The sequence below is a fragment of the Parabacteroides sp. AF17-28 genome, assembly GCF_003479205.1.
Classification (GTDB): Bacteria; Bacteroidota; Bacteroidia; order Bacteroidales; family Tannerellaceae; genus Parabacteroides; species Parabacteroides acidifaciens.
The window spans coordinates 114,794-139,773 of sequence record NZ_QUGV01000012.1 but is presented as its reverse complement, the minus strand read 5'-3'; the positions used below and the strand labels follow the sequence as shown (position 1 = coordinate 139,773).

Sequence of the window (24,980 nt, the reverse complement as noted above, 5' to 3'; positions counted from 1 at the left end):
AGTACTGCTCTACAACATAACTTCCAAATCTTTTCAAGACTATTTTTTAACCGGAATGTAATGAATTTTCGGGAGTCGCTGGTATATTGCACGTTACGGGGAAAACTTTTTTCAAATATCGAAATGAGTGGGAAAATCAAGAATTACTATTACTATATAATGTACGGGAAAGAAAATAAACAATACCGACTTTCCAGATAGGAAGAGACAGGGTGTAAAAGGATAAAAGTACGTAATCAATGACAAAACTTTACAATAACCCCTTTTTCGACTGTTTTTCTATTTCATCTGAAATGTTGATCCATTTTGAAGTGTCTCTTTTCACAGATTTAGTGCTTTTGTCTGACAATAGAAGAAATGAGGTGCGCAGGGCGTCCTTATACACACACAATTTGGCTACAGAAAAGCAGAAATGCCGACAATATGATAAACCTTAACTCCCGGAGAATCGAATATTTGAAAATAAAACGGACAGCGTTCCAAATATCTCGAGGAAATTCAGGGGCTTTTTTGCCTTGAAAACGGTCATCTTCCCAATTACGACCGTCCTAATCTTTGCGAGCTGCCGAGTGCACTACATATTAGCACGGTCGTAATGGCAAAGAGGACGGTCGTAATTTGGGAAAAGGCTCAAAAAAGAGGAAAAAGTCCCTTTTTGACGGCGGAAAAGCGGATTAACATTTGTTTTGTTTCGGATGTCTTTTCATCCTAAAAAATGCGGTTTTTACAATAAGTCCCATTTGGACTTTACAATAACTATTTGATTAAATGAGTATATACGATATAACAAAAGAATGCCCCCTACCCTAAACGGATAAGAGGCATTTAATCCTTTTTTGTCTTCCTCCTGGGAGGTTAACCTAAATACGATTTGAGGAGCTTGCTACGCGTTCCTTGTCTTAGTCTTCTAATTGCTTTTTCCTTGATCTGGCGGACGCGCTCTCTTGTGAGGCCAAATTTGTCGCCAATCTCTTCCAATGTCATCTCCTGACAGCCTATACCGAAAAACATTTTGATTATCTCACATTCTCTTTCGGTTAATGTAGCAAGTGCTCGATCAATCTCTTTTGCCAATGACTCGTTCATTAACGACCGGTCAGCGATAGGAGCATCATCGTTAACAAGCACATCTAAAAGACTATTGTCTTCGCCTTCTACGAACGGAGCATCTACCGAGATATGTCTTCCTGATACTTTTAATGTATCCGAAATCTTATCTACTGGTATGTCCAGCTCGTCTGCAAGTTCTTCTGGAGAAGGTCTACGTTCGTTTTCCTGTTCGAATTTAGAGAAGGCTTTGCTGATTTTATTCAACGAACCTACCTGATTCAACGGAAGACGCACAATTCTTGACTGTTCTGCCAAAGCTTGCAAGATAGACTGACGAATCCACCATACAGCATAAGAAATAAACTTGAACCCTCTTGTTTCGTCGAACTTTTCAGCTGCTTTAATCAACCCCAGGTTACCTTCATTAATAAGGTCAGGTAAACTTAATCCCTGGTTTTGATATTGCTTAGCTACAGATACGACAAAACGCAGATTCGCTCTGGTTAATTTTTCCAATGCTCTCCGGTCTCCTCTTTTGATAGCCTGTGCCAATTCTACTTCTTCTTCTACTGTGATCAAATCTTCACGGCCTATTTCCTGAAGATACTTGTCAAGAGAAGCGCTTTCGCGATTGGTAATGGACTTTGTGATCTTTAACTGTCTCATCCAATGTTTTTATATTGAGAATATCAGGGTGCAAAGATAATATTATTTTTATTGACAGAATTGGCTGGATGCACCCTACACCCAGCCAATTATAAACCTTTAACAATCTTCCCGCCAAATAAGACGAATATAACGTTATTTTATTATTCGGCCAGATCTATAGCATATACTTTTGTACGTCCATTCGGATAGAAACCTTTCACTACGATGTAGCGATCATCAGCATTGCCTTTCAAGACCTTATCAACTATTTTTTCAAGTTGTTCCGGAGATGTAACCTTCTGATCGTTTACTACCATGATGATGAAGCCTTTCTTAATACCGGCATCTTTCAACTTGCCATTCAGCAAACCGGTCACTTCAATACCATAGCTTACACCTAATTCACGTTTCTGATCATCTGTCAACGCTTTAAAAGCGGCTCCTAAAACTTCTGCACTGTCACCGCCTCCTTTCACTACGGCTGTACTTCCTTGTGCATTACGAAGTTCTACATTAAATGTTTTTGTGCTGCCATTACGGTCTACCGTCACCTGGACTTTATCGCCCGGACGATATTTACTGATCTGTTCCTGCAAAGCATTGGCAGATTTTACTTTCGCACCGTTTACGGCAACAATCACATCACCTTTTTCAATACCGGCTTCTTTTGCTGTACTGCGATCTGCGAAATCAGCGACACAAGCACCTTCTGACACTTTTATCTTTGATTTCAAAGCACTCAGTTCATCCTTCTGTGCACTCGGCAGATTCGGATCGCTCAACATATCGGCAATATCACCAACGCTCATAATCTGAACACCCAGAATAGCGCGCTGTACAGTTCCATACTGCTTCAGGTCATTTGCAACCTTTCCTGCAATACTGATAGGCACTGCAAAGGAATATCCGGCAAAGTTTCCTGTTTCGGAATAGATAGCCGTATTGATACCGACCAGTTCACCTTTCGTATTCACCAATGCGCCACCACTGTTACCGGGATTCACTGCTGCATCAGTCTGGATAAACGATTCGATCTTGCTCTTATCGCCTCCTCCCATAGAAATACCACGACCTTTTGCACTTACGATACCGGCTGTAACCGTAGAAGTCAGATTGAATGGATTACCTACAGCCAATACCCACTCTCCTACTTTCAACTTTTCAGAATCACCAAACGGAATCGTAGGCAGGTCTTTCGCATCAATCTTGATCAAAGCGATATCTGTAGTCGGATCTGTTCCTACCAGCTTAGCAGAGAACTTGCGGTTATCATTCAACGTCACTTCCAATTCATCCGCACCATCAATCACATGATTATTCGTTATAATATATCCGTCCGTTGAAATAATAACTCCGGAACCAGCCCCTACACGCGGTTGCGGCTGCGGACGCTGGAAATTACCACGTCCTCCGAATCCGAAGAAATATTCGAATGGATCGACATATTGCTGATTACCTCTGTCAGCATACTGTTTAGCGTTAGTCGTAGCTTTAATATGCACAACGCCATGAACCGTACTTTCCGCTGCGGTGGTAAAATCCGTATTCTCAGCAGCAACTGTTCCCAAGCTCGTGAGTTTATACGGTTGCTTAAACGTATTTTCAACTCCCGTAGCATATTGCACCGGCTGGCTGTTTTTGCTTGCCAGATAAGCGGTCGTTCCAACAGTAACACCTGAACTGATGGCTGCTATAAGAACAATTCCAAGCACATTCTTCCACATTGTTTTCATACTCATTTTATTTTATCAAACGTTTAAATTTAACACTTTTCTTTCGACAAAGAAAACTCAAAAAACGTGCGATTATTCCATTTGCGATTGTTTTTTTATCACTTTTAACGGCGACTTACAAGGGCTTAACTGCACTTAACAGTACTGTGTAATGCAAAGTACCTTTTTAACAATCAAGCGACTGACAAATGGTCATGTATTCAATAATATAACAGTAAGAACGGCAGAAAGTTCGGACCTATTGACAATGGATAATCGATAATTGGCAATAAGAAAAGTACCTAAACAGCCGTTATTCCCCACCCCTATCTCCAAATTTTCAATTCTCAATCCTCAATTTTCAATTTAAAACCCCTATCTTTGTCCCATTGCAGTCTGCCGGTCTGTCGCTCATCCCTTGGGATGGGAGGAACGTCCGGGCAACACAGAGCACCATACTTCTTAACGGGAAGCTGTCCGCGAGGGTAGAGTAACGTAACAGAAAACGACCGCCGGATTCGTCCGGTAAGGGTGAAAAGGTGAGGTAAGAGCTCACCGGGTCCTATAGTAATATAGGATGCCGTACGTCTTATGGGTTGTAAGGTCATGTATACCGGCGCATGTAGGATTGCTCGTCCGATGCCGGGGGGTAGACCGCTAAAGCTTGCTGGTGACAGTAAGACGAGATAAATGGCAGACGCTTCCGTGCAAACGGAAGTACAGAACCCGGCTTACAGGCAGACTGCTTTTTTACATTTAAAATATGAAGACAGCTGATAAAAAGACGTTCGGAGAACGGATCAATGCCTTACTGACAAGAACGATCCGTTTTGTAACTTACGACATTTGGCGGATTACCGAAAATGAAGTAAGCGGGCTGAAAGAACTTTATATCAACATCATTAAAACAATCATACTCGCCTTCAGAGGTTTCCGGAATGAGAATCTGCAAACAAAAGCCTCTGCCCTCACCTATAGTACATTATTATCTATTGTACCGCTTTTAGCAGTCTTATTAGGCATAGCCAAGGGGTTCGGTTTCCAGGGGACGGTCCGCCAGGAGCTGTTCGACTATTTTCCCGGACATGAAATTGAATTGAATAAGGCCTTCGAGTTCGTAGAGAGTTATCTGGCACAAGCACAAGGCGGAGTGATCATCGGAGTCGGCCTGATCCTGTTATTCTATACGGTTATCAACCTGATTTCCTCCATAGAAGATACATTCAACGACATCTGGCAGATACAGAAATCACGTCCCTGGTACCGAAAGATATCTGATTACCTGGCCCTATTCCTGATCCTGCCCGTACTAATGACGGCTTCCAGCGGTTTATCCATTTTCCTGTCTACGCTGCAAAATTCATTCCTCAGCCAGTATTTTTTCTTTACTCCCCTGGTCGAGCTGATTTTGAATATTGCGCCTTACATCATTACGATCCTGGCATTTACGGGGCTTTATATTTCGCTGCCCAATACAAAAGTCAGGTTTGTCAACGGGCTGGTCGCCGGGTTTCTGGCCGGTATCGCTTTCCAGTTTTTTCAGTTTATCTATATCAGCGGACAGATTTGGGTGAGTAAATATAATGCTATCTATGGTAGCTTTGCCGCCCTGCCTTTATTGTTACTTTGGTTGCAACTGTCATGGCTCATCTGCCTCTTCGGTGCGGAAATTTCGTATGCGTCCCAGAACGTAAAGAAATTCAGTTTCGAACGAGACAGCAAGAATATCAGCCGGCGTTATAAAGATTTTCTCACACTGCTGATTGCCTCGCTGATCGTCAAACGATTTGTGAAAGGCGAGAAACCTTACACGGCTGACGAACTGTCGGATGCCTATCGCATCCCGATCCGTATCACCACGCAAATTCTTTACCTGTTGACCGAGTTGAACATCATTATCGAGGTCAACTACGGAGACGACGAACGGGTTGTCCATTACCAACCGGCAATCGACGTGAACAAGATCACGGTTAGCTATCTGCTGACACGCATGGACGAATACGGCTCCGAAAATTTCAAGATCGACACTTCTAAATTATTCAGCAAAGAATGGAAAGCCCTTTTGAAAACCCGTGAAGATATGATTAAGGCAAATGACACAATTCTTCTTAAAGACCTATGAGGAATACATCTACGGATCTTACAAAGGGGAAAGTGTGGAAAGTGATCGTTCGCTTTGCACTGCCGCTTCTGATCGGAAATCTGTTGCAACAACTTTATAATGTAACCGATAGCGTTATCGTCGGACAATTCTTAGGGAAAGAGGCATTGGCGGCCGTATCGGCTTCTTTTTTCATATATTACTTTATCATCTCGTTTGTGATCGGCGTCGGAAGCGGGACAAGTGTCGTCATTTCGCAACTCTTCGGGGCTAAACAGTTTCAGAAAGTCCAACTGGCCTTCTCTTCCTTCTTTATCTTTATGCTGGTAGGGGGCGTTATATTATCCATCACCGGGATTATCTTTGCCGAACCGGTTTTCCGTCTGACAAACACGCCGGAAGAGGTTATCCCGCAAGCCGTCGCCTATTTCCGGATCTATATCGGAGGGACATTCCTGTTCGTGACATTCAATAGCATTATCTCGATCCTCCGGGGCGTGGGAGAATCCGTCCGGCCGATGATCTTTATATTAATCACGACCATCCTGAACATCCTACTCGACTTGCTTTTCATCCTCGTATTCAAATGGGGCATCGAAGGAGCCGCCCGTGCGACCGTCATCGCACAAGGGATCGGAATGTGCGTCGCCCTGGCCTACGTAAACAACACGCATCCCCTACTCTCCATCAAAAAGCAGGATATGCTGTTCGACGGCAAGCTATTCAAAGAAAGCCTGAAGATCGGTCTGCCGACCAGCGTGCAGCAATGCGCCATTGCCCTCGGACTGATCGCCCTCTTGGGGATTGTGAACAGTTTCGGGACCAATACGCTGACAGCCTACGGAGCCGCCGGAAAAATAGACACGATCATCACGCAAGCCATCCTCACCTTATCCGGCGCACTGGCAGCATTCTGCGGACAGAACATCGGAGCCGGACGGCTGGACCGGGTCAAAAAGGGACTGCGGTTCACCATGTACGCCAATATCGTGCTGGGACTGCTGACATTCGCCGCCGTCTATCTGTTTGGCGACGCTATGATGCGCATCTTCACGAACGACGCGGATGTGATTGTTATCGGGAAGGAATATCTGTTGATTATCTGCGGTTTCTTCATCGTTCACGGGGCGTTGAACGTCTACAACGGGGCGTTGCGTGGAGCTGGCGACACCTTGTTTCCAATGGTAACCAGCCTGGTATGTCTCTGGATCATCCGCATTCCCCTCGCCTATTACCTCAGTTCATGGTTAGGACGAAGTGGAATCTGGTGGGCTATCGTGGCAAGTATCACGATCGGGCTGATCGTGACCTTCATCTACTATAAAACGGGAATCTGGAAAAGGAGATGCATCATCAAAAACGAGACATCTCCATAAACCCGTTTATTTGAATTGCATCATCTTGCTAATATACTTCCCTACGATGTCAAATTCAAGGTTGACAACCGTGCCTTTCTCGATCTGGCAGAAATTGGTATTGTCGTGCGTGTAAGGAATGATCGCCACCTGGAAACTGTTCTGCTTTGAATTGCAGACCGTCAGGCTCACGCCATTCACGCAGACGGAACCTTTCTCTACGGTTATATATCCCTGCGCGGCCATTTCCTTATCGAACGGATATTCAAATGTATAATACCAGCTACCGTTCGCATCTTCGACGTCCGTACAAACGGCGGTCTTGTCCACATGCCCCTGCACGATATGCCCGTCCAGACGGCCATTCATCATCATGCTGCGTTCCAGATTCACCAGCGAACCCGGCTTCAGAAGCCCCAGGTTGGAACGTTCCAGGGTTTCACGCATGGCAGTCGTTGTAAAGGTATCCCCATCTTTGCGGACAACAGTCAGGCAAACACCGTTATGAGCCACACTCTGGTCAATTTTCAATTCATCGACAAAAGAACATTTCATTGTGATATGAATATTGTCTTTATCATGCTCGATCGCTACGACCTGAGCTGTTTCTTCTACAATTCCTGAAAACATAAGATTGTTGTTTTAATGATTATCGGAGCCCAAAGATACGGAAAATAACTATATTTGCCTGTACAAATCGCAATTATAGATATGACACAACAAGACATACGTTGGCTGCAACGATTCTCTAATTACCGCAAAGCACTGGCCAAACTGCGCCAGGCTGTAGAGTTGGTTTCAAAGCAACAAGATTTATCCGAAGAGATAGACGAACTTCTGCAGGAAGGGTTGATACAGCGCTTCGAATACACGCACGAACTCTCATGGAAAGTAATGAAAGACTATGCCGAATATCAAGGATATACCGACATTCACGGCTCGCGCGACGCCATTCGGAAAGCCTTGGAAATGGGCATTATCGATGATAAGCAATGGATGAATACGATCAACGACCGCAATCTGACCTCACACAACTATGACGATGATGTGGCTACCGAAATATACGAAGCAATTGTGCAGACCTACTATCCGCTGTTCTGCCGGTTTGAAGATAAAATGTTATCCCTGTCCGATAATATGACCAGCAAATGAAATACGGACTTACAGATACGGAAATCAATAAACTATGTGATCTTTTTGCCCGGTACAAGGAGATCGAGCAAGTTTTGCTTTACGGCTCACGTGCCAAAGGCAACTACAAACCATTCTCGGACGTAGACTTCACACTGATCGGAGAAAAACTGACTCATAGTGATATAAATCAAATAACATGGGCAATTGACGACCTGCTCTTACCCTATCAATTCGACATTTCTCTCTTTCACAAACTGACAAATCCGGATTTGATAGAGCATATCCAGCGGAAAGGGATCGTCTTTTACCAGAAAAAATCTTAATATATTATGGAAGCAGAAAAAGTAGACAAGTTCCTTCTTGCCAACGAAAGCAAATTTCCCGATTATGAAATACCCATTCACCGGCTGCTCGACCTCTCGCCGGAGAAGGAGACCGTTTTAGAGCAAACCCACTTCAACAGTCCGGTCAAGATACTGCTCGCCTCCCTCTTCTTAGGGATGTTCGGCGTAGACCGTTTCCTCATCGGCGACTGGGGCAAAGGCCTCTGCAAACTGTTTACAGGAGGCGGCTTCGGCATCTGGTACCCTATCGACTGGTTCCTGATCATGAAGACGACGAAAAGGAAGAACATGGGGAGGCTGGAAGGGATTGTGAAGAAATAAAAAGTATCCGATAGATCTTATGAAAATCAATGTTACAAAAACCTGGATAGACGATAAATTCGTACATATACTCACAGCCGATGGCATCGAACACCGGGAGGCTATAGCCAACTATGAACGACTTCGAAATGCATCATCCGAACAATTACAGAATTTCGAAACAGATAATATCGGCATCCATTGGCCGGATTTGGATGAAGATCTCTGCTATGAAGGATTTTTTCTAAAAGAAACGTTAGATGATAAGACGAAGCTCTATCGCACGTTTAAAAACTTTCCAGAAATCAATGTCGCCGCTATTGCTCGCCGCTTAGGAATCAAACAAAGTCTGATGGCAGTCTACATTTGCGGCTCAAAAAAGCCATCCGAAGCAAGAGAGCAAGAAATTATCAACGAGCTTCATGCATTGGGCAAAGCGTTATTGGAAGTTGGATGAGATTATAAAAAACAAAGATTCTGTTACTATTCACAGCAAATCCCCAATATGCAACAGATTGTAAACATATTGGGGATTTTATTTCATAAGGTGACCAAAATTTTCAAGACCTTCTCATTCACATGAACCAAATAAACACCAGGTTTTAACCCTTCATAACTTTGTAAACCCGATTGTTTCCGGCTTCGGATAATTGTTCCGTTTAAATCTATCACATAAACACGTTCTAATTGAGGCGTATAGACATATAAACAATTATCTTTACAATAGGCCTTTATATAATTGTTATTAGATAGCTTTTCATTAGAGGTTGTCGAAATCGCAACAGTTGGCGGATCTTCTCCTTCTAACGTTGGAAGTATCATTTTCCCATTTTCGTAACTCGCTTTAGTAATCCAATTCTCCTTTGTCGTAAAACAAACATTCATTACATTTATAATCTCTTGTACATTCATTTCTTTTACAGCTTCTATTCCTAACTCATAAAAATCATCTCCAATTCCAATATTTGAAGAACCCTCTAAATAGCCACAATTAGTAACAGAATTAGTAATATTCCAACCAAATACTCCACCACTCTTTTCTCCAACAACTGCAACTACCCCCATATTATAACTATTATTTACTGTTGCACCAGAAAAACCACATATTCCGCCGACTTTATTAGCTGTTCCAGTCTGAGTTCCCGTGTTATAACAATTATTAATTATTCCATCAGGATTATAACCACAAATTCCTCCTAAATCACAAACCGTACCATTTAAGGCTCCCGTATTATAACAATTACTAATTGTTCCTTTTGCACTATAGCCACAAATTCCTCCGAACTCATCAATAGATGATCCTGTTAAATTTCCCCTATTATAGCAGTTGCTAATTGTTCCTTCTGCACTATAGCCACAAATTCCCCCTAAATCCCTTACATTCTCAGCAGCTAAGGTCGCTATATTATGACAAAAAAGAATTGTTCCACCAGCATTATAACCACAAATACCTCCTATACTCGGTATTCCCATCACAGAAATAGATTCCGTATTGTAGCAATTCTTTATTATTGATTTCACTCCACTATTACATCCACATATTCCGCCAATAGAAGCATATTTTGCTTTCACAACATTCATATTCTTACAATTAGAGATAGCCCCTTGGTTTCGACCACATATACCACCAACGTCCCCCCCTTCATTTTCTCCATCATTAACAACGCCCTGATTTTCACAATTATCTATTCTTCCCGAAATTCCATTACTTCCACATATTCCACCGGCATAAGCCCCTGTAACCATATTTACATTATAACAATCACGGATTAGACCATCTCCCCTTCCGCATATACCACCAACATCACTATATTCACCAACACCCACTATTTTCCCTGTATTATTACAAAAACGAACTCCACCATCATATAATGAGCCACAAATACCACCTGCACAATTATATCCAGTTACAATACCCGTATTATAGCATTGGAGAATCATTCCTTCTGTATTCATTCCACATACTCCACCAGATTCTGAACCTTTTATAAAACCTGTATTATAGCAATATTCAACTGTTCCATTTTCATTAAATCCACAGATGCCACCAACATTACAATAATTTGTTTCACCAACTATGATTCCGGAATTATAACAACGCTGAATAAGTCCTCTATTATATCCACAAATCATCCCTATAGCTTGATTCTCTTTAATAGAGAGACAATAACTATCTTCTATACCCAGATTTTTTACAACACCGCCTTGTCCAACATGGGCAAACAATCCTAAGGACGTTTTTTCTGATATTATATAAAGTCCTTTAATAACATGTCCATCTCCATTAAAAGTTCCAGCAAAAAGTCTATTCTTTTCTTCATTATACGATATTCCAATCGGAGTCCAAGACTTAAAGTTACAGTTATTTAATTCTCCATTCTCATTTAAAACATTTTCATTGAGTATTATATCCTCGGTAAGAATAATTGTTTTATTACGAAAATCATTTCCTGCATCTACTAATTCAGCCAATCCTGCTAATGCTTCTGCTGAAGAAATCTCAAAAGATATTTTTGTTTTATCATACCAACTTATATTCGCTGTTCCATTCCAAATTTTAGAATCAGCCCGAAGAAAAGATGATGACATCAACCAAACAATCAATAGAATCAAAACTTTATTAATCATACTCTTTATCCTTTTATCAGATTCCAACAATCCTTATAATCCTTAATATCTCTCTTGAAAAGATCCGTTTGTCCTCCATCATAAGACACTCGTCGTTCCACGACTATCTGACTATGCACTATATAAAAATCTGGCAAAACATTTACATCGCCAAACTTATTGTTATAAATTACAATTACAATAAAATGCCCATCCTTTTCCTTTACATTCTTGACTGGGATCGAATCATAACCTCGTACAGATTTCACATCAATCGTAACAATCGAACCATTATCTTTTCTAATAATGATGTCAACACTCTTCTTATTACCTAATGTCAGATAGGCATCAAAACCTTTACGATACAACATGGACAGTACTAAATATTCACTCGCCATTCCTGTCTGGTAACCTTTATTGTCTTCACTCATACGATTAGAATTACCATCCTATTCCCCCGGCTGGTTCTTTCATAAATAAAAAAGCGTGGGAATCATCGTCTATCACTGTCTTGAGGCTTTGGACTGCCCACACTTCAATAATAGAACAATGATCCCACGCTTTATGCAGATATATAATATCTCCCCCACGAGGCAGATACATATAACAAACACAAGCGTAGGAGTCATTTTGTCTATTATCTTGAAGTGTTGAAATTGTCCAGATTTCAAGACAAGATAATATCGAAACGCTTCTACGTTAATTTTTCAATACAGAGGCAAAAGTCGGGATTTTTATCTAATGAAAAAAGAATATAGTAAGAAAAAGAATATATTTTGTATGTTTTGAACCGGCGCGGCTTGCGCCGACCACTTCACATCTCGAAAGCACTCGGCGCAAGCCGCGCCGACCACTTCACACCTCGAAAACACTCGGCGCAAGCCGCGCCGACTACTTCACACCTCAAAAACACTCGGCGCAAGCCGCGCCGACTACTTCACACCTTAAAAGCACCCGGCGCAACATGCGCCAATAATATTTCACCTGAAAAACGTTGTTCTTCAATTATTATACGTACATTGCGTCCAATAATCAACAAAACAAAATAAATCTATCATGGGAACATTCATTCATTTTTCAGATCCCTCATTCTCCCGTTTAAACAGCGCCGAATACGCAAACTTCATCGATCGTTTCCTCGCCCTGTTGCCATTGGCTCCGGATCCGGATCGCCCAAGTATACTGAGCGACGATTCTCCTTTGGGGGCACCGTCACTCAATATTCCGTCCTATATGGTGACACGAACGAAGGAATTGCTTGAAAAGCTGACGGATCTGAACAAACAAACCCGCTCGAATGCCGGTACGGAACAGATCGCTGAAACGGAACACAGTCGCGATATCGTTGCGAGTTTCATTACCGACCGCGTCTTCCGTTATTCCACTCTGCCGCTGGAATCGGAACGAGGCGCAGGGAAATTGCTCTATAACACACTAAAGGTCTATGCCGGCATCGCCAAGCTCCCGGTCAACCAGGAGACGTTGACGATCAAAGGCATGCTCCTCGACCTCCGCAAGCCGGAGTTTACCGAGGCGGTCAAGACACTGGGATTGCAACCCTATATGGACGAACTGGAACGGTTGAACAACCTGTATGAAGAACAGGTGGCACAACGCAGTGCGGCGCGTTCGCTCGGCAGTGTCGAAGAGAACAGTAAAGAAATCCGCTTGCAGATGGACAACCTGTATGAAGATATGACAGACCTGGCTTTTGCCAGCAACCTGCTGAAGGAGACGGACAAGACAGCTGCTTTTATCCGCGACGTCAACAACCTGATCGCCGAAACACGCACCGCCCGCAACCTGCGCGGCAGCAAACCGAAAAAGGATGATCCCGGCAGCAGCGATCGTCCGGGGATTTTGAATGCATAGCGCAACAGTGAAGAAATAAAAAACGGAGGCCTGTCAAAAGTCTCCGTTTTTTTATGCGCTTCTGCAATATCTTTATTTAGCCTGTTCCAGCTGTAACGTCTTAGTCGGCTGGTCGCAAACTTCTGTCGGACCGAAGTACTGGATAGGACCCGGATAAACATAGCTTGTTGTCAAAGCCCATTCGTCGCGGTTGGCGGCGAAAGTCTTGAAAGGAGCACCGTCCAGTTTAACCAGAGCTTTCTGGATAACCGGTTTCATTTCGCCATGACGTCTTTCCATGTTCATCATCATGGTGACAGGGATACCGCCTGCGATCCACTTGTCGGCCGGAGCAGTCGTGTTGCGTACGGATGACATATAACCTGTCTTGCCGGAAGCGATCAGGCAAGAAGCCGTGTAACCCAAAGAATAGCAATAGTCGGCATCGTAGTTAGACGGAGCGGCGCAACGTCCTTCGTAACCGAAGAAGTGGTGCTGTGCAGCGAACTTACCAACGTATTTGCCTTCGGCCTTCCACTGAGCCAGCTTGTTGCCAACCATTTCAGACAGCAGCTTTTCTGTTTCGATCAGAGAAACCTGAACGTTTCCGTGCGGGTCGCGGTCGAGAGACAACTGACGTGCCACGCCTTCCGGCAGAGAAGCATACAGGTCAGAGTTTTCTTTTGTCAGCTTGCTGATGATATAAGCGCGCTGTTCGCTTTTCTTGATCATCTTGAATTCGGCATCGTGTTTAGCCAGGAAGTCGTTCAGTTCGGCGATCAGGCGTTTCATAGCCGGAACGAATTCGATCAGACCTTCGGGGATCAGCACCGTACCGAAGTTGTTACCGTCGGCAGCACGTTTTGCAACGATTTCTGCGATATAGGTAACGATATCGTCCAGAGACATGTTCTTTGCTTCCACTTCTTCCGATACGATCGCGATATTCGGCTGTGTCTGCAAAGCACATTCCAGTGCGATGTGAGAAGCCGAGCGGCCCATCAGTTTGATGAAGTGCCAGTATTTCTGGGCTGAGTTACAGTCGCGCTGGATGTTACCAATCACTTCCGAATATACTTTACAAGCCGTGTCGAAACCGAAAGATGTTTCGATCTGTTCGTTCTTCAAGTCACCGTCGATCGTCTTCGGACAACCGATAACCTGTACACCGGCATTGATAGCTTTGTAATATTCAGCCAGCACGCAGGCGTTTGTGTTGGAGTCGTCACCGCCGATAATAACCAGCGCCTTAATATCCAGTTCTTTCAGGATTTCCAGACCCTTGTCGAACTGTTCTTTTGTTTCCAGTTTCGTACGGCCTGAACCGATCATATCGAAACCACCCGTGTTACGGTATTCGTCGATGATGTCAGCTGTCAGTTCCATATATTTATGATCGATCAGACCACCGGGTCCGAGGATAAATCCATACAGACGAGAGTCTTTGTTAGTAGCCTTGATGCCGTCAAACAGACCGGCAATCACGTTATGACCGCCAGGAGCCTGACCTCCGGAAAGGATCACACCAACGTTCATAGCCGGCATCGCTTTCTTCTCGCTACTCTTTTCGAAAGTAACGACAGGCATTCCGTACGTGTTCGGGAACAATTTCTTGATTTCGTCCTGATCGGCAACTGATTGTGTGTACTCACCGTCAACGGCTTTTACAGCGCCTTTCAATGCAGCGGGAACCTTTGGCTGGTAAGCTGCTCTTGCAATTTGTAATGCACTCTTTGTCATTTCTTAATCTGATTTATTTAGAAATTATCTGATCCTTAATTAAAGGCGGTGCAAATATAGAAATTTTTCGGTAATAGTGAAAGGGGATTTCGGTCGAATTCCTGCGAAGTCTAAATTTTATAAGAAAGAGGGCTTTTGAGACCCTCTTTCCATTACTGATATATGTTTCTTATGGTTTCTGATAAAGCATCGTCTTTCCCTGAGTCGACAGTGAGGCCGGGCGGGCATCGAGGGAGGTGGCGCGTTTGTAGTTCGGCTTGCTGCTCATGACGAAATGCAGGGTGATTCCGGGCTGCACGTCTTCGTAGGTCAGATAAGATTTATCGTACTTCTTGCCGTTGACATACAATTCTTTTACGTAGACATTCTCCTTCGACCAGTTTTCCGTTGTCATCCGGATCTCTTTCCCGTTGCTCATCCGGATCGAGAGCACCTCGACACATGGAGATCCTATATTATAGATGTTGCTGGACGGAGCCACCGGATAAAAACCGGCGCAGTTGAACATATACCAGGCCGACATCTGCCCGCAATCGTCATTGCCGCTCAGCGAACCCGGTTCGTTTCCATAAAAACGGTCGACGATTTCGCGTATCCACTTCTGGCATTTCCAGGGCTGGCCCAGGTAATTATAGAGATAGGCAACATGATGGCAAGGTTCGTTCCCATGCCAGTAACCGCCGATACGCCCCTGAATATCGTGTGCGCCTGGGATATCTTCAGGCAGTTCCACCGTAAACAGTTCATCCAGCCGTTTCTCAAAAAGCTTCTTGCCGGCCAGGTTGATATATCCCTGTACATCGTGCGGGACAGACCAGGTATATTGCATGGTAAATCCTTCCGTAATGTCTCCCCATCCGTTCACCGAACCCGGTCCCTGATAAGCGATCGGAGAAAACGGAGTACGCCAGTTGCCCTGGCTGTCACGGCCGCGCATATATTTTGTTTCCGGATCAATCAATGTCTGGTAAGACAAAGAGCGGTTCAGGAAACACTGATAATCATCCGTTTTCCCCAAAGCTTTAGCCGCCTGCGCAATGCAATAGTCATCGTAGGCATATTCCAGTGTCTTGGAAACAGATTCGGCTTCTTTGTCAAAGGGGACATACCCATTCCGGATATAATCGGGCAAGCAATCATAATATTTGTTTTGAGCTGTCGTCTTCATCGCTTCGTAGGCCCGTTCGTAATCGAAGCCCTTCACACCTTTGACAATCATATCTGCCAGCACAGAGACAGCGTGATAACCGATCATGCACCAGGTCTCATTACCGTAAAAAGACCAGACAGGCAGCATTTTTTCCACACTTTTGTCGTAATGAGCCAGCATGGAATTGGCTATATCGGCATTCACATCCTGATGCACCAGATTGAACCAGGGGTGCAAGGCCCGGTAAGTGTCCCATAAAGAAAGAGTCGTATAATTCGTAAAACCTTTGGCCTGTTCGATGTTCTTGTCCAACCCTCTGAAGCTGCCGTCGGAATCCTGGAATACAAAGGGATGCAAGGCCGCATGATAGGCAGAGGTATAGAACGTCTCTTTCGTTTTCCGGTCTGCCGTTACCCGGTACTTCTGCAATTCTTTTTCCCACAGATCCACGCCTTTATCTTTCAGGCCGTCGAATGTCAAGCCGTCCAGTTCCTGCATATTCCGCATGGCTCCGGCTGTGCTGACCGAAGAAACTGAAGTCTTTACTGTCACCACCTCTCCTTCTTCCGTTGCAAAAGAAAGGCAAGCCATCAGGTTTTTTCCCCACGCCTCGCGGTCACTTCTGAAACGGGATGTGTTATAGATCACCGGCTTTTTATCCTGCATGATGCGCAGGCCGTCCAACTTTTTGGAAAAGACTGCGGTAAAATAGATATGGCGTTCCGGCCCCCACCCTTTCACCAACTTATAGCCTGTCAGGGTCGAATCGTTCTCAATACGCAGATTAGCCCATTCACATTTCTGCCATAAGGTATGATCCATATCGATCATGATAAAAGACTTGTCCGACTTCGGATAGGTAAACCGTAGCATCCCACTCCGCAATCCGGAGGTCATTTCCGCTTTTACACCATAATCCAGTAATTGGACGGCATAATAATTCGGGGACGCCCACTCTTTATCATGCGTATAGCGAGACCGATAACCCTCATCGGGATTTTCCCGGCTTCCCGGTTCCAGCTTCATCTCACCGGTTCCCGGGATAAACAGGAAATCGCCCAAATCGGGAATCCCCGTTCCACTGAGATGCGTCAGGCTGAATCCCTGGATGGAAGTATGGTTGTATTTATATCCGGCCGCCGCATCGTAGTACTTGTCGTCCGTATCAGGACTAATCTGGATACCGCCGAACGGGATCTGCGCCCCGGGATATACATTACCAAAACCGTCAGTTCCCACTAATGGCCTGACATATTCCGTCAGTTTCTCATTTTGGGCCATGCCGGAGAGTGCCAGACATGACATGGCAACTAAAATACTGATTCTTGCTTTCATATCAAATAAATTATTTTAGGCACGGATTTCACGGATTCCACAGTTTAAAGATATTTCCAATACCGTGCAATCCGCATAATCCGTGCCTAATTATAATTATAGCCGAAAGTCCTATTATAATTAAGTGCTTATGTTAATATTAATTCTTTCAGCTAATATATAGACATTCTTATTATTTACCCAATTCTTTAGAGAATGAGTAAGGCGCATCGCTGTCCTGCGTACCCCGGTTCTGATTCGGAACAGGTGACATTGTATAGTTGACCGTCATGCCACGCAGCATATCGCCATGTGTCAGGTAGTTCTTCGTATAGTTCTTACCGTTAACCTTCATGGCCGAGATATAACGGTTAGCCTGACTGTTGTTGCCAGCCTTGATCACAACCTTCTTGCCATTCTCCAGGTTCAGGGTGACACCCTTGAAGAGAGGAGAACCTAAGATATACTGGTCCGAACCCGGACAAACCGGATAGAAACCTAAAGCGGAGAAAACATACCAGGCGGAAGTCTGGCCATTATCTTCATCCCCGCAATAGCCGTCAGGAGTAGCGAAATAGAGTTTATCCATCACTTCACGCGCCCAATATTGAGCCTTCCAGGGTTCACCGGAATAGTTATACATATATATCATGTGCTGGATCGGCTGGTTGCCATGTGCATAGTTACCCATGTTCATAATCTGCATTTCACGGATCTCATGGATCACGCCGCCATAATAGCTGTCATCGAACAAAGGCGGCACATTGAAGACAGAATCCATCATTGCGTTGAAGCCGGTTTTTCCTCCCATCAGATCGATCAATCCCTGCGGATCATGGAACACAGACCAAGTATAATGCCAGCTATTTCCTTCCGTAAAGGCATCCCCCCACTTCAGCGGGTTGAACGGAGACTGGAATGTACCGTCTGCATTACGTCCACGCATCAGCTTGGTCTCCTTGTCGAACAGGTTCTTATAGTTCATCGCGTGTTTTGCGAATATAGCAATTTCCGATTCCGGCTTGCCTAAAGCCTGGCCCAGTTTGTAGATAGCCCAGTCGTCGTAAGCATATTCCAGCGTGCGGGCTGCACTTTCATTGATCTTTACATCATAAGGCACATATCCCAATTCATTGTAATATTTATATCCCAGACGTCCGGTAGACGAAATCTTCGGATGTACGTTGTTGGCGCCATGTACGACAGCTTCCCAAAGCGTTTCGATATCATATCCGCGAAGCCCTTTCAGGTAAGCATCCGCCACAATAGAAGCCGAGTTGTTGCCGACCATACAGCCACGATGACCCGGGCTCGCCCATTCGGGAAGGAAACCGCTCTCTTTATATGCGTTGACAAGACCTTCCTGCATCTTCGTATTCATAGACGGATACATCAGGTTCAGGAACGGGAACAGGCAACGGAAAGTATCCCAGAAACCGGTATCGGTAAACATATAACCCGGCAACACTTCTCCGTTATACGGGCTGTAGTGCACGACTTTACCGTTTGCGTCCAGTTCATAGAAACTGCGCGGGAAAAGCAGTGAACGGTACAGGCAGGAATAGAACGTACGCAGTTTGTCCACGTCATTATCTTCTACTGCGATGCGTCCCAATGTCTCGTTCCAAACCTGGCGGCCTGCATCTACAATCTGGTCGAACGAACGGTCGCCCAATTCCTTCAGGTTCAGTTCAGCCTGTTCGGGACTGATAAAGGAAGAAGCGACACGGGCATGTACGATCTCGCCCTTATGAGTAGAGAAACCGATAATGGCACCGGTATGGTTTTCTTGCGCTTCTGTCTCGCCTTTGCGAATTTCACTGTCGCCGACAGTAGCCTTATAAGTAAACGGTTTGTCGAATACAACTACAAAATAGTTACGGAAGTTCTTAGGAACACCGCCGCTGTTACGGGTTGTATAACCGATAATCTTGTTCTCTTCCGGAATGATCTTGATATAGGAACCACGGTCGAAAGCATCTACAATCACATAAGACTTGTCCGTTTCGGGGAATGTAAAACGGAACATGGCGGCGCGTTCTGTCGGTGCGATTTCCGTCACGACATCATGCTCGGCCAGATACACCCGGTAATAATTGGGTTTTGCCACCTCTGCCTTGTGTGAGAACCAACTGGCACGCTTGTCCTGGTCGAATACAACCTTACCGGTAATCGGCATAATGGCAAACTGGCCGTAGTCGTTGATCCAGGGACTGGGCTGGTGAGTCTGTTTAAAACCACGGATTTTATCTGCATCGTATGTGTAAGCCCAACCATCTCCCATCTTTCCTGTCTGGGGCATCCAGAAATTCATACCCCAAGGCAGGGCAATCGCCGGATAGGTGTTTCCCGTCGACAGGGATATTTTCGACTGGCTTCCGACCAGCGGATTGACGTAATCCACCAGCTCCGTCTTGTCAGCCGCCACCGCAGTAAAGAGGCCGCTGCAAAGCGTAATCGCTAAAATAAATAACTTTTTCATGGATAGAATATGTTTAATTAATTAGTAGACTGAGAATAGGGCTTATCTGTACCCATAAAAATACGTTTTTTATTCGGAGACGACGTCATTTCGAATGTCAGCGTACCGCCATCCATAATATCCTGCTGGGTGATATAGCCTTTCGTATAAGGTTTGCCATTCAGTTTCACCGACTTGACATAGCGATTCCTGTCACTTACCTTATCAGCCCTGACCTCAAAAGTCTTTCCGTTTTCCAGCGTCACCTTCATATAAGGAAGGAAAGGAGCACCCAATACATATTGGTCTGTTCCCGGACAAACCGGATAGAATCCCATCGCAGACAGGATATACCAGGCAGACATCTGCCCGCAATCATCATTACCACACAAGCCATCGATATTGTTGCGATACATCTTGTTCATAATCTCACGCTGCCAGTACTGCGTCTTCCAAGGTTGAGAAGTCCAGACATACAGGAACGGGATGTGATGGCTCGGTTCGTTGCCATGCACATAACCACCCAGCAATCCCTCTTCCGTCACATCTTCCGTATCGGCAAAGAATTCAGCCGGCAAATGCATCGTGAACAGAGAGTCGAGTTTAGAGACAAACGACTTGTCTCCTCCCATCAGACGGATCATATTATCCACATCCTGCGGCACGTAAAAAGAATAGTTCAGGGCATTTCCTTCTATAAAGCCTTCACCATGCGTACTCAACAGGTTGAAGTTTTCCTTCCACCGGCCGTCTGCATAACGGGGGCGGGCATAACCAATGCCGGTATCGAATACATTCGCATAATTAGTAGCCCGTTTCTTATATGTCTCGGCCACTTCACGGTTCCCGGCCAAAAGCGCCGTATGATAGATTGTCCAGTCGTCATAAGCATATTCGAGTGTCAAAGATGCAGCACTGCCGTTATGGTCGAGTGCGACATATCCTTTTTGCATATATTCGCCGGTCCCGTCCAGATAAGGGATAGCCGAACTACTCACCATTGCCTTCAACACCTCGTCTTTGTCCAACGGAAGACCTTTGGCAACCGCATCTGCCAGAACGGAAACGGAGTGATACCCGATCATACACCAGTTTTCATTCGCCATATGGCTCCAGATAGGCAAAGCCTTGTGTACACTCTGTTCGCAATGCTTCAGCATGGAACGGGCGATATCCGTATTGACCTGGCGATTGATAATATTAAACAACGGATGCAGGGCACGGTAGGTGTCCCAAACGGAAAAGACCGTATAGTTCGTGAAACCGTCAGCCTGGTGAATATTATGATCCAATCCACGATACTGACCGTCAACATCGGTATATACGCAAGGATTGATCATCGTATGATAGAGGGAAGTGTAAAGCATTGCCAACTGATCTTCACTGCCGTTCGCCTCGATAACGGATAACTCCTTATTCCAGGTTTCATTTGCCCGGGCAGCCAATTGATCGAAGCTATAGCCGGATGCTTCGGCCTGCAAATTCTTTAAAGCGCCGGCAGCACTCACGCCGGAAAGAGCCACCTTTACCTCTAATTCTTCGGATGCGGCCGGATCAAAATCAAAATAAGCTACAATCTTGCGTCCGCCTATATCCGGAAAGTTTTCTTTCATATTAAACTTACCGTATCCGCCCCGGTAGTCGACCTTCGCCTTCTCTTCGCAACCATAATGTATGACCGGTTTGGAGAAAGACATGGCGAAATAGGTATAATTGGTACGCGCCCATCCGTTTGTAATCCGGTAGCCGGTAACCAATGTATCATTTTCGACGCGGATATTTGTCCACAGGACTTTTCCGTCATAGTTATATATGCCATGGATCATGTCCAGGACAATCCGTTGGTTCTTTGCCTCTTTCGGGAATGTATATTTATGGACTCCTACCCGCTTGGTTGTCGTCAGCTGTGCTTTTACACCGTAATCCGCCAGCATCACTTCATAGTAGCCGGGACGGGATATTTCCGTCTCGTGTGAAAAGCGGGAACGATAGCCGCCATCAGGGTTTGTGGCTGTCCCCGGGTTCAGTTTCAAAGCGCCGGTCGTCGGCATAATCAGGATATCACCCAGGTCGGAATGCCCTGTTCCACTGAAATGCGTATGGCTGAACCCGACGATACTGCTGTCTTTATGCTGGTAACCTGCACAGTATTCATATACGCGGGGCTGGTATTTACCATCTATATTATGAGGGATCGTGTCTGTATCGGGACTCAACTGCACCAGTCCGAAAGGCACACAAGCCCCCGGAAACGTATGCCCCATCCCGTTTGTCCCGATGATCGGGTTGACCAAAGAAGATTTATCCTGTGCGGACAAACCGCCAAAAGCCAATAAGGCGGAAAATAAAAGGATCGTCTTTTTCATGATATCATTATCTGTTTATATTCTTATTTTGACAAAAAAGCCTGGTATTCATCCCACATGCTTTCAATGCTGCTCTCTTCGCCGAAGATGCTCTTGATCGCTTTGTCGAAGCTCCATTCATCGATGTCGCGGACAGTCTCGTGGAATTTCCGGATCGCATCCGGATCTTTGGTTGTCAGCCACTGGATAAAGAAACCGGTCGTACGATAACCGTCCATCCAGTTACCGCCCGGTTTACGGGTACTCATATCGAAATATCCGGCCTGTGCACGGACTGCATCCGCCATACCTTCGATACAAGCCCAAAATGTCTTGTTTGTTGCATAGGAACCGATTCCTTTCGGTTCAAACTGATAAGCGTGTACCAATTCGTGATACAAAACGCCACGTGTTTCAAAATCGAGTTTATACAGCGATTCGTTTGCTGATTTCTCGATATGTTGCGTGCTATAAACAATCGAGATGACAGGCGGATTGCCACCTTTAGCCGACACGCCGTCATAGTCCTTCAACGTGTACTCGATTTTCTGCACGTCATTCATTGTGTCTTTGGCCGTATAGAACAAAATCTCTGCCACTTTACGGGCATGGTACCGGATATACTCGTCAGGATCTTGCACGAGGCCGGTATAAATTGAAGCCCCTTTTGTATCAGGGTCCAACACTTCAAAATCTACATTGGGATACCTAAAGCTTTCCCAATTTGCATTCAAATTCGTATCATATAATAATACATCGCCCAAAACCAGTGTATCGCCTGTTTCGGTACTGGCTTCCAGCATATATTGTTTATAGTTGGAAGGTTTGGCTATCGAACAAAGGATTTCCTGGTAGCGGGAACAAAATTTCTGGTCTTTCCGTTCGTCTACCACCACCCAATTCTTTCCGTCATACGATCCCTTCAATGTCCAGGCAGCCGGATCGTGGGCTGGTGTTTCGCCGGATGAATAAATTTTATAACTCTGGACAGGAACAGTACATTGCTCTTCAAATACAACCTTATTAACTCCCTTCGTCCCGACAAAACAAGTGGTCGGATTTCCATCCGACAGTTCGGGGACATTTACCGGTAATTTGGTCTGACAAGAACACAATAATAAACTTATCGATATAAATATACTTATTTTCATAACACAACTATTAAAATTAAGCAATATACTGTTCACTCTCCAAAGTTAGAAAAACAAATTAAAATAGACTAATTCCATCCAGGATTCTGATGTCCCTGCAATGCCGGGTTAGCCTGCATTTCATCCAACGGAATCGGCCATAACAATGCATATTCAGGAATAGCACCTACCCGGATCTGTCCGTCAGGTTTATTCTGAATCTTAGCAGAAGTAAGGGGAACCCAATTCAACTTACCGGATTGTGCACCGACTTCTTCCGGATACAAACGAGTACGGCGGATATCATCCCAAACTTTAAATTCCAATGGGAATTCATGCAAACGTTCTGTCAAGATCGACTGGATCAAAGCGTCACCTGTTGCTGTTTCATTTGCCAGACCTGCACGATTACGCACCTGGTTGAGATAACCTAACGCAGCGCTTTCCTGACCTGTACGAGCCAAACCTTCAGCTGCGATCAACAAGACTTCCGAATAACGGAACATCGGCATATTGTAGTCGCCGTCATGACCTTCCATCAAAGATTTTTCATCAAACCAAGCCCAGTTACCAATATTATTCAATTGATGACTAACACCTGTAGCATCTGTATATTCTCTGAAGAAGAATTGCTTTTCATGTCCACGGATATCGGCCGGATCATAACTGTTTACAATCATGTCACAGGGCAGATAAATGTTTTCCAGAACGTCGCCACCCGGATGGAAAATTGCACTACCATTCGCATCTTTCCACTGAGAAGCATCTGATCCCATCGAATGGGCAGCATAAGAGTTACCTACTTTATGGTTGGTATAGTTATACTCTTTTGCATAAATGATCTCGTTAGATGATTTTGTCGTCTTGATCACATTAAATGCCGAATTGAGATCATCACTGCTACCACCAGCCTGAACCAAGGCGTGCTGGCCACCTTCGACCACCTTCAACGCCATCTGAGCAGCCTTTGCATAATCAGCATCTCCACCGTTAAGCGGAGCTCCTGCTCTTTGCAGATAGACTTGTGCCAACAGAGTCTGGGCCATCGGAAGAGTTGCATAGCAACCATTATCGTAGAATGCCTTATTAGGCAAACCATTATTGTTTACGATGTCAAGCAAATCCTGTTCGATATAGCCGTAAACTTCAGCAGCCGGAATACGTTCTTTAAAGATTCCATCCGGAGAAGTATAAGGTTCAGAAATATAAGGCACATCTCCAAATTCCTTTACCAACCAGAAATAAGCATACGCACGGAAGAATTTACCCTGTGCCACATAATACTTGATCGTCTCTTCGCTCAGAACGCCCGTCATATTCGGGACATTGGCAATCACGAAATTTGCACGAGAGATACCTTTGTAGAACTCATGCCAATAGCTCATGGCCTGGTCTTCAAATGATGCGACATTGAAGTTACAACCTTCCGATGCATTTGTAAACTGACGGTCTTTACGTCTGTCAACATACAAACCTGAAATAATACCACCCCAACAAGTTGCTTTAGGGGTCCAACCGCCACCTGTATTGTGCAGATAAGGCACACCACCGAAATACAATGCGTTCACACCGGTTTCAGCATCAGCTGCAGTCTGCCAGAACTGATTTGAATCTTTCTGGTCCAATGGCTTCTCTTCCAGGAAGCTGTCACATGAACTCATGGCCAACGAGCAGATGCACAATAATGAAATATATCTTTTCTTTAGTTTCATAATGATCTTATATTATTTTTGACTGA

The 24,980-nt window shown here is 44.7% G+C and carries 18 protein-coding genes and 1 other RNA gene; 8 read left to right on the top strand and 11 right to left on the bottom strand.

What is annotated here, in order from left to right; translation table 11 throughout:
- Nucleotides 1–855: 855 nt before the first annotated feature.
- Nucleotides 856–1,716 (bottom strand): RNA polymerase sigma factor RpoD/SigA, encoded by an 861-nt coding sequence (locus DWW90_RS10970; RefSeq protein ID WP_005641668.1) that lies wholly within the window; start codon nt 1,714–1,716, stop codon nt 856–858.
- 143 nt (nt 1,717–1,859) lie between these two features.
- Nucleotides 1,860–3,431 carry a Do family serine endopeptidase gene (locus DWW90_RS10960; protein WP_122344997.1) on the bottom strand — a complete coding sequence of 524 codons (1,572 nt, stop codon included), beginning with the start codon at nt 3,429–3,431 and terminating at the stop codon, nt 1,860–1,862.
- Between the two features lie 370 nt (nt 3,432–3,801).
- Here DWW90_RS10960 and rnpB point away from each other — a divergent pair.
- The 3 genes from rnpB (at nt 3,802) to DWW90_RS10945 (ending at nt 6,887) form a co-directional block, all read left to right on the top strand.
- Nucleotides 3,802–4,160: RNase P RNA component class A (gene rnpB, locus DWW90_RS10955), an RNA gene on the top strand.
- A 13-nt stretch (nt 4,161–4,173) separates the two neighbouring features.
- Nucleotides 4,174–5,532, top strand: coding sequence for a YihY/virulence factor BrkB family protein (locus DWW90_RS10950; protein WP_122344996.1), 1,359 nt, complete (start codon nt 4,174–4,176; stop codon nt 5,530–5,532).
- Complete coding sequence (locus tag DWW90_RS10945; protein WP_122344995.1) at nt 5,529–6,887, top strand: MATE family efflux transporter; 1,359 nt, start codon at nt 5,529–5,531, stop codon at nt 6,885–6,887. The genes DWW90_RS10950 and DWW90_RS10945 overlap by 4 nt, the downstream gene beginning before the upstream one ends.
- 6 nt (nt 6,888–6,893) lie before the next feature.
- Here DWW90_RS10945 and DWW90_RS10940 read toward each other — a convergent pair whose 3' ends face one another.
- A complete protein-coding gene (locus tag DWW90_RS10940) occupies nt 6,894–7,496 on the bottom strand; it encodes a riboflavin synthase (protein ID WP_122344994.1) in 603 nt (200 codons plus the stop codon).
- A gap of 81 nt (nt 7,497–7,577) precedes the next feature.
- On the opposite strand from DWW90_RS10940, the gene DWW90_RS10935 reads away from it, so the two are divergent.
- From DWW90_RS10935 to DWW90_RS10920, 4 genes are read left to right on the top strand one after another with little or no spacing between them, the layout of a single operon-like run.
- Complete coding sequence (locus DWW90_RS10935) at nt 7,578–8,018, top strand: nucleotidyltransferase substrate binding protein (RefSeq protein ID WP_122344993.1); 441 nt, start codon at nt 7,578–7,580, stop codon at nt 8,016–8,018.
- Nucleotides 8,015–8,323 carry a nucleotidyltransferase domain-containing protein gene (locus DWW90_RS10930; RefSeq protein ID WP_122344992.1) on the top strand — a complete coding sequence of 103 codons (309 nt, stop codon included), beginning with the start codon at nt 8,015–8,017 and terminating at the stop codon, nt 8,321–8,323. The genes DWW90_RS10935 and DWW90_RS10930 overlap by 4 nt, the downstream gene beginning before the upstream one ends.
- 6 nt (nt 8,324–8,329) lie before the next feature.
- Nucleotides 8,330–8,665: a TM2 domain-containing protein gene (locus tag DWW90_RS10925; protein WP_122344991.1), complete on the top strand. Its 336-nt coding sequence runs from the start codon at nt 8,330–8,332 to the stop codon at nt 8,663–8,665.
- A 19-nt stretch (nt 8,666–8,684) separates the two neighbouring features.
- Nucleotides 8,685–9,101 carry a DUF2442 domain-containing protein gene (locus tag DWW90_RS10920; RefSeq protein WP_122344990.1) on the top strand — a complete coding sequence of 139 codons (417 nt, stop codon included), beginning with the start codon at nt 8,685–8,687 and terminating at the stop codon, nt 9,099–9,101.
- An 83-nt stretch (nt 9,102–9,184) separates the two neighbouring features.
- Here DWW90_RS10920 and DWW90_RS10915 read toward each other — a convergent pair whose 3' ends face one another.
- Both DWW90_RS10915 and DWW90_RS10910 read right to left on the bottom strand, forming a co-directional pair.
- Nucleotides 9,185–11,272, bottom strand: coding sequence for a GLUG motif-containing protein (locus tag DWW90_RS10915; protein WP_122344989.1), 2,088 nt, complete (start codon nt 11,270–11,272; stop codon nt 9,185–9,187).
- Between the two features lie 5 nt (nt 11,273–11,277).
- Nucleotides 11,278–11,682, bottom strand: a complete 405-nt coding sequence (locus DWW90_RS10910) for a hypothetical protein (protein ID WP_122344988.1) — start codon at nt 11,680–11,682, stop codon at nt 11,278–11,280.
- 625 nt (nt 11,683–12,307) lie between these two features.
- On the opposite strand from DWW90_RS10910, the gene DWW90_RS10905 reads away from it, so the two are divergent.
- Nucleotides 12,308–13,123, top strand: coding sequence for a DUF6261 family protein (locus DWW90_RS10905; RefSeq protein ID WP_122344987.1), 816 nt, complete (start codon nt 12,308–12,310; stop codon nt 13,121–13,123).
- Between the two features lie 72 nt (nt 13,124–13,195).
- On the opposite strand, the gene DWW90_RS10900 is transcribed toward DWW90_RS10905, so the two are convergent.
- The 6 genes from DWW90_RS10900 to DWW90_RS10875 form a co-directional block, all read right to left on the bottom strand.
- Nucleotides 13,196–14,842 carry a diphosphate--fructose-6-phosphate 1-phosphotransferase gene (locus tag DWW90_RS10900; RefSeq protein WP_115499403.1) on the bottom strand — a complete coding sequence of 549 codons (1,647 nt, stop codon included), beginning with the start codon at nt 14,840–14,842 and terminating at the stop codon, nt 13,196–13,198.
- Nucleotides 14,843–15,011: 169 nt separating this feature from the next.
- Entirely contained in the window at nt 15,012–17,327 is a 2,316-nt protein-coding gene (locus DWW90_RS10895; RefSeq protein WP_122344986.1) for a GH92 family glycosyl hydrolase, read from the bottom strand.
- 172 nt (nt 17,328–17,499) lie between these two features.
- The gene (locus tag DWW90_RS10890; RefSeq protein WP_122344985.1) at nt 17,500–19,788 is read right to left on the bottom strand and encodes a GH92 family glycosyl hydrolase; all 2,289 of its coding nucleotides are present in this window, start codon (nt 19,786–19,788) and stop codon (nt 17,500–17,502) included.
- A 17-nt stretch (nt 19,789–19,805) separates the two neighbouring features.
- Nucleotides 19,806–22,133 carry a GH92 family glycosyl hydrolase gene (locus DWW90_RS10885; RefSeq protein WP_122344984.1) on the bottom strand — a complete coding sequence of 776 codons (2,328 nt, stop codon included), beginning with the start codon at nt 22,131–22,133 and terminating at the stop codon, nt 19,806–19,808.
- A gap of 23 nt (nt 22,134–22,156) precedes the next feature.
- Entirely contained in the window at nt 22,157–23,263 is a 1,107-nt protein-coding gene (locus DWW90_RS10880; RefSeq protein ID WP_122344983.1) for a basic secretory protein-like protein, read from the bottom strand.
- Between the two features lie 68 nt (nt 23,264–23,331).
- A complete protein-coding gene (locus DWW90_RS10875; RefSeq protein WP_115499411.1) occupies nt 23,332–24,954 on the bottom strand; it encodes a RagB/SusD family nutrient uptake outer membrane protein in 1,623 nt (540 codons plus the stop codon).
- Between the last annotated feature and the right edge of the window lie 26 nt (nt 24,955–24,980).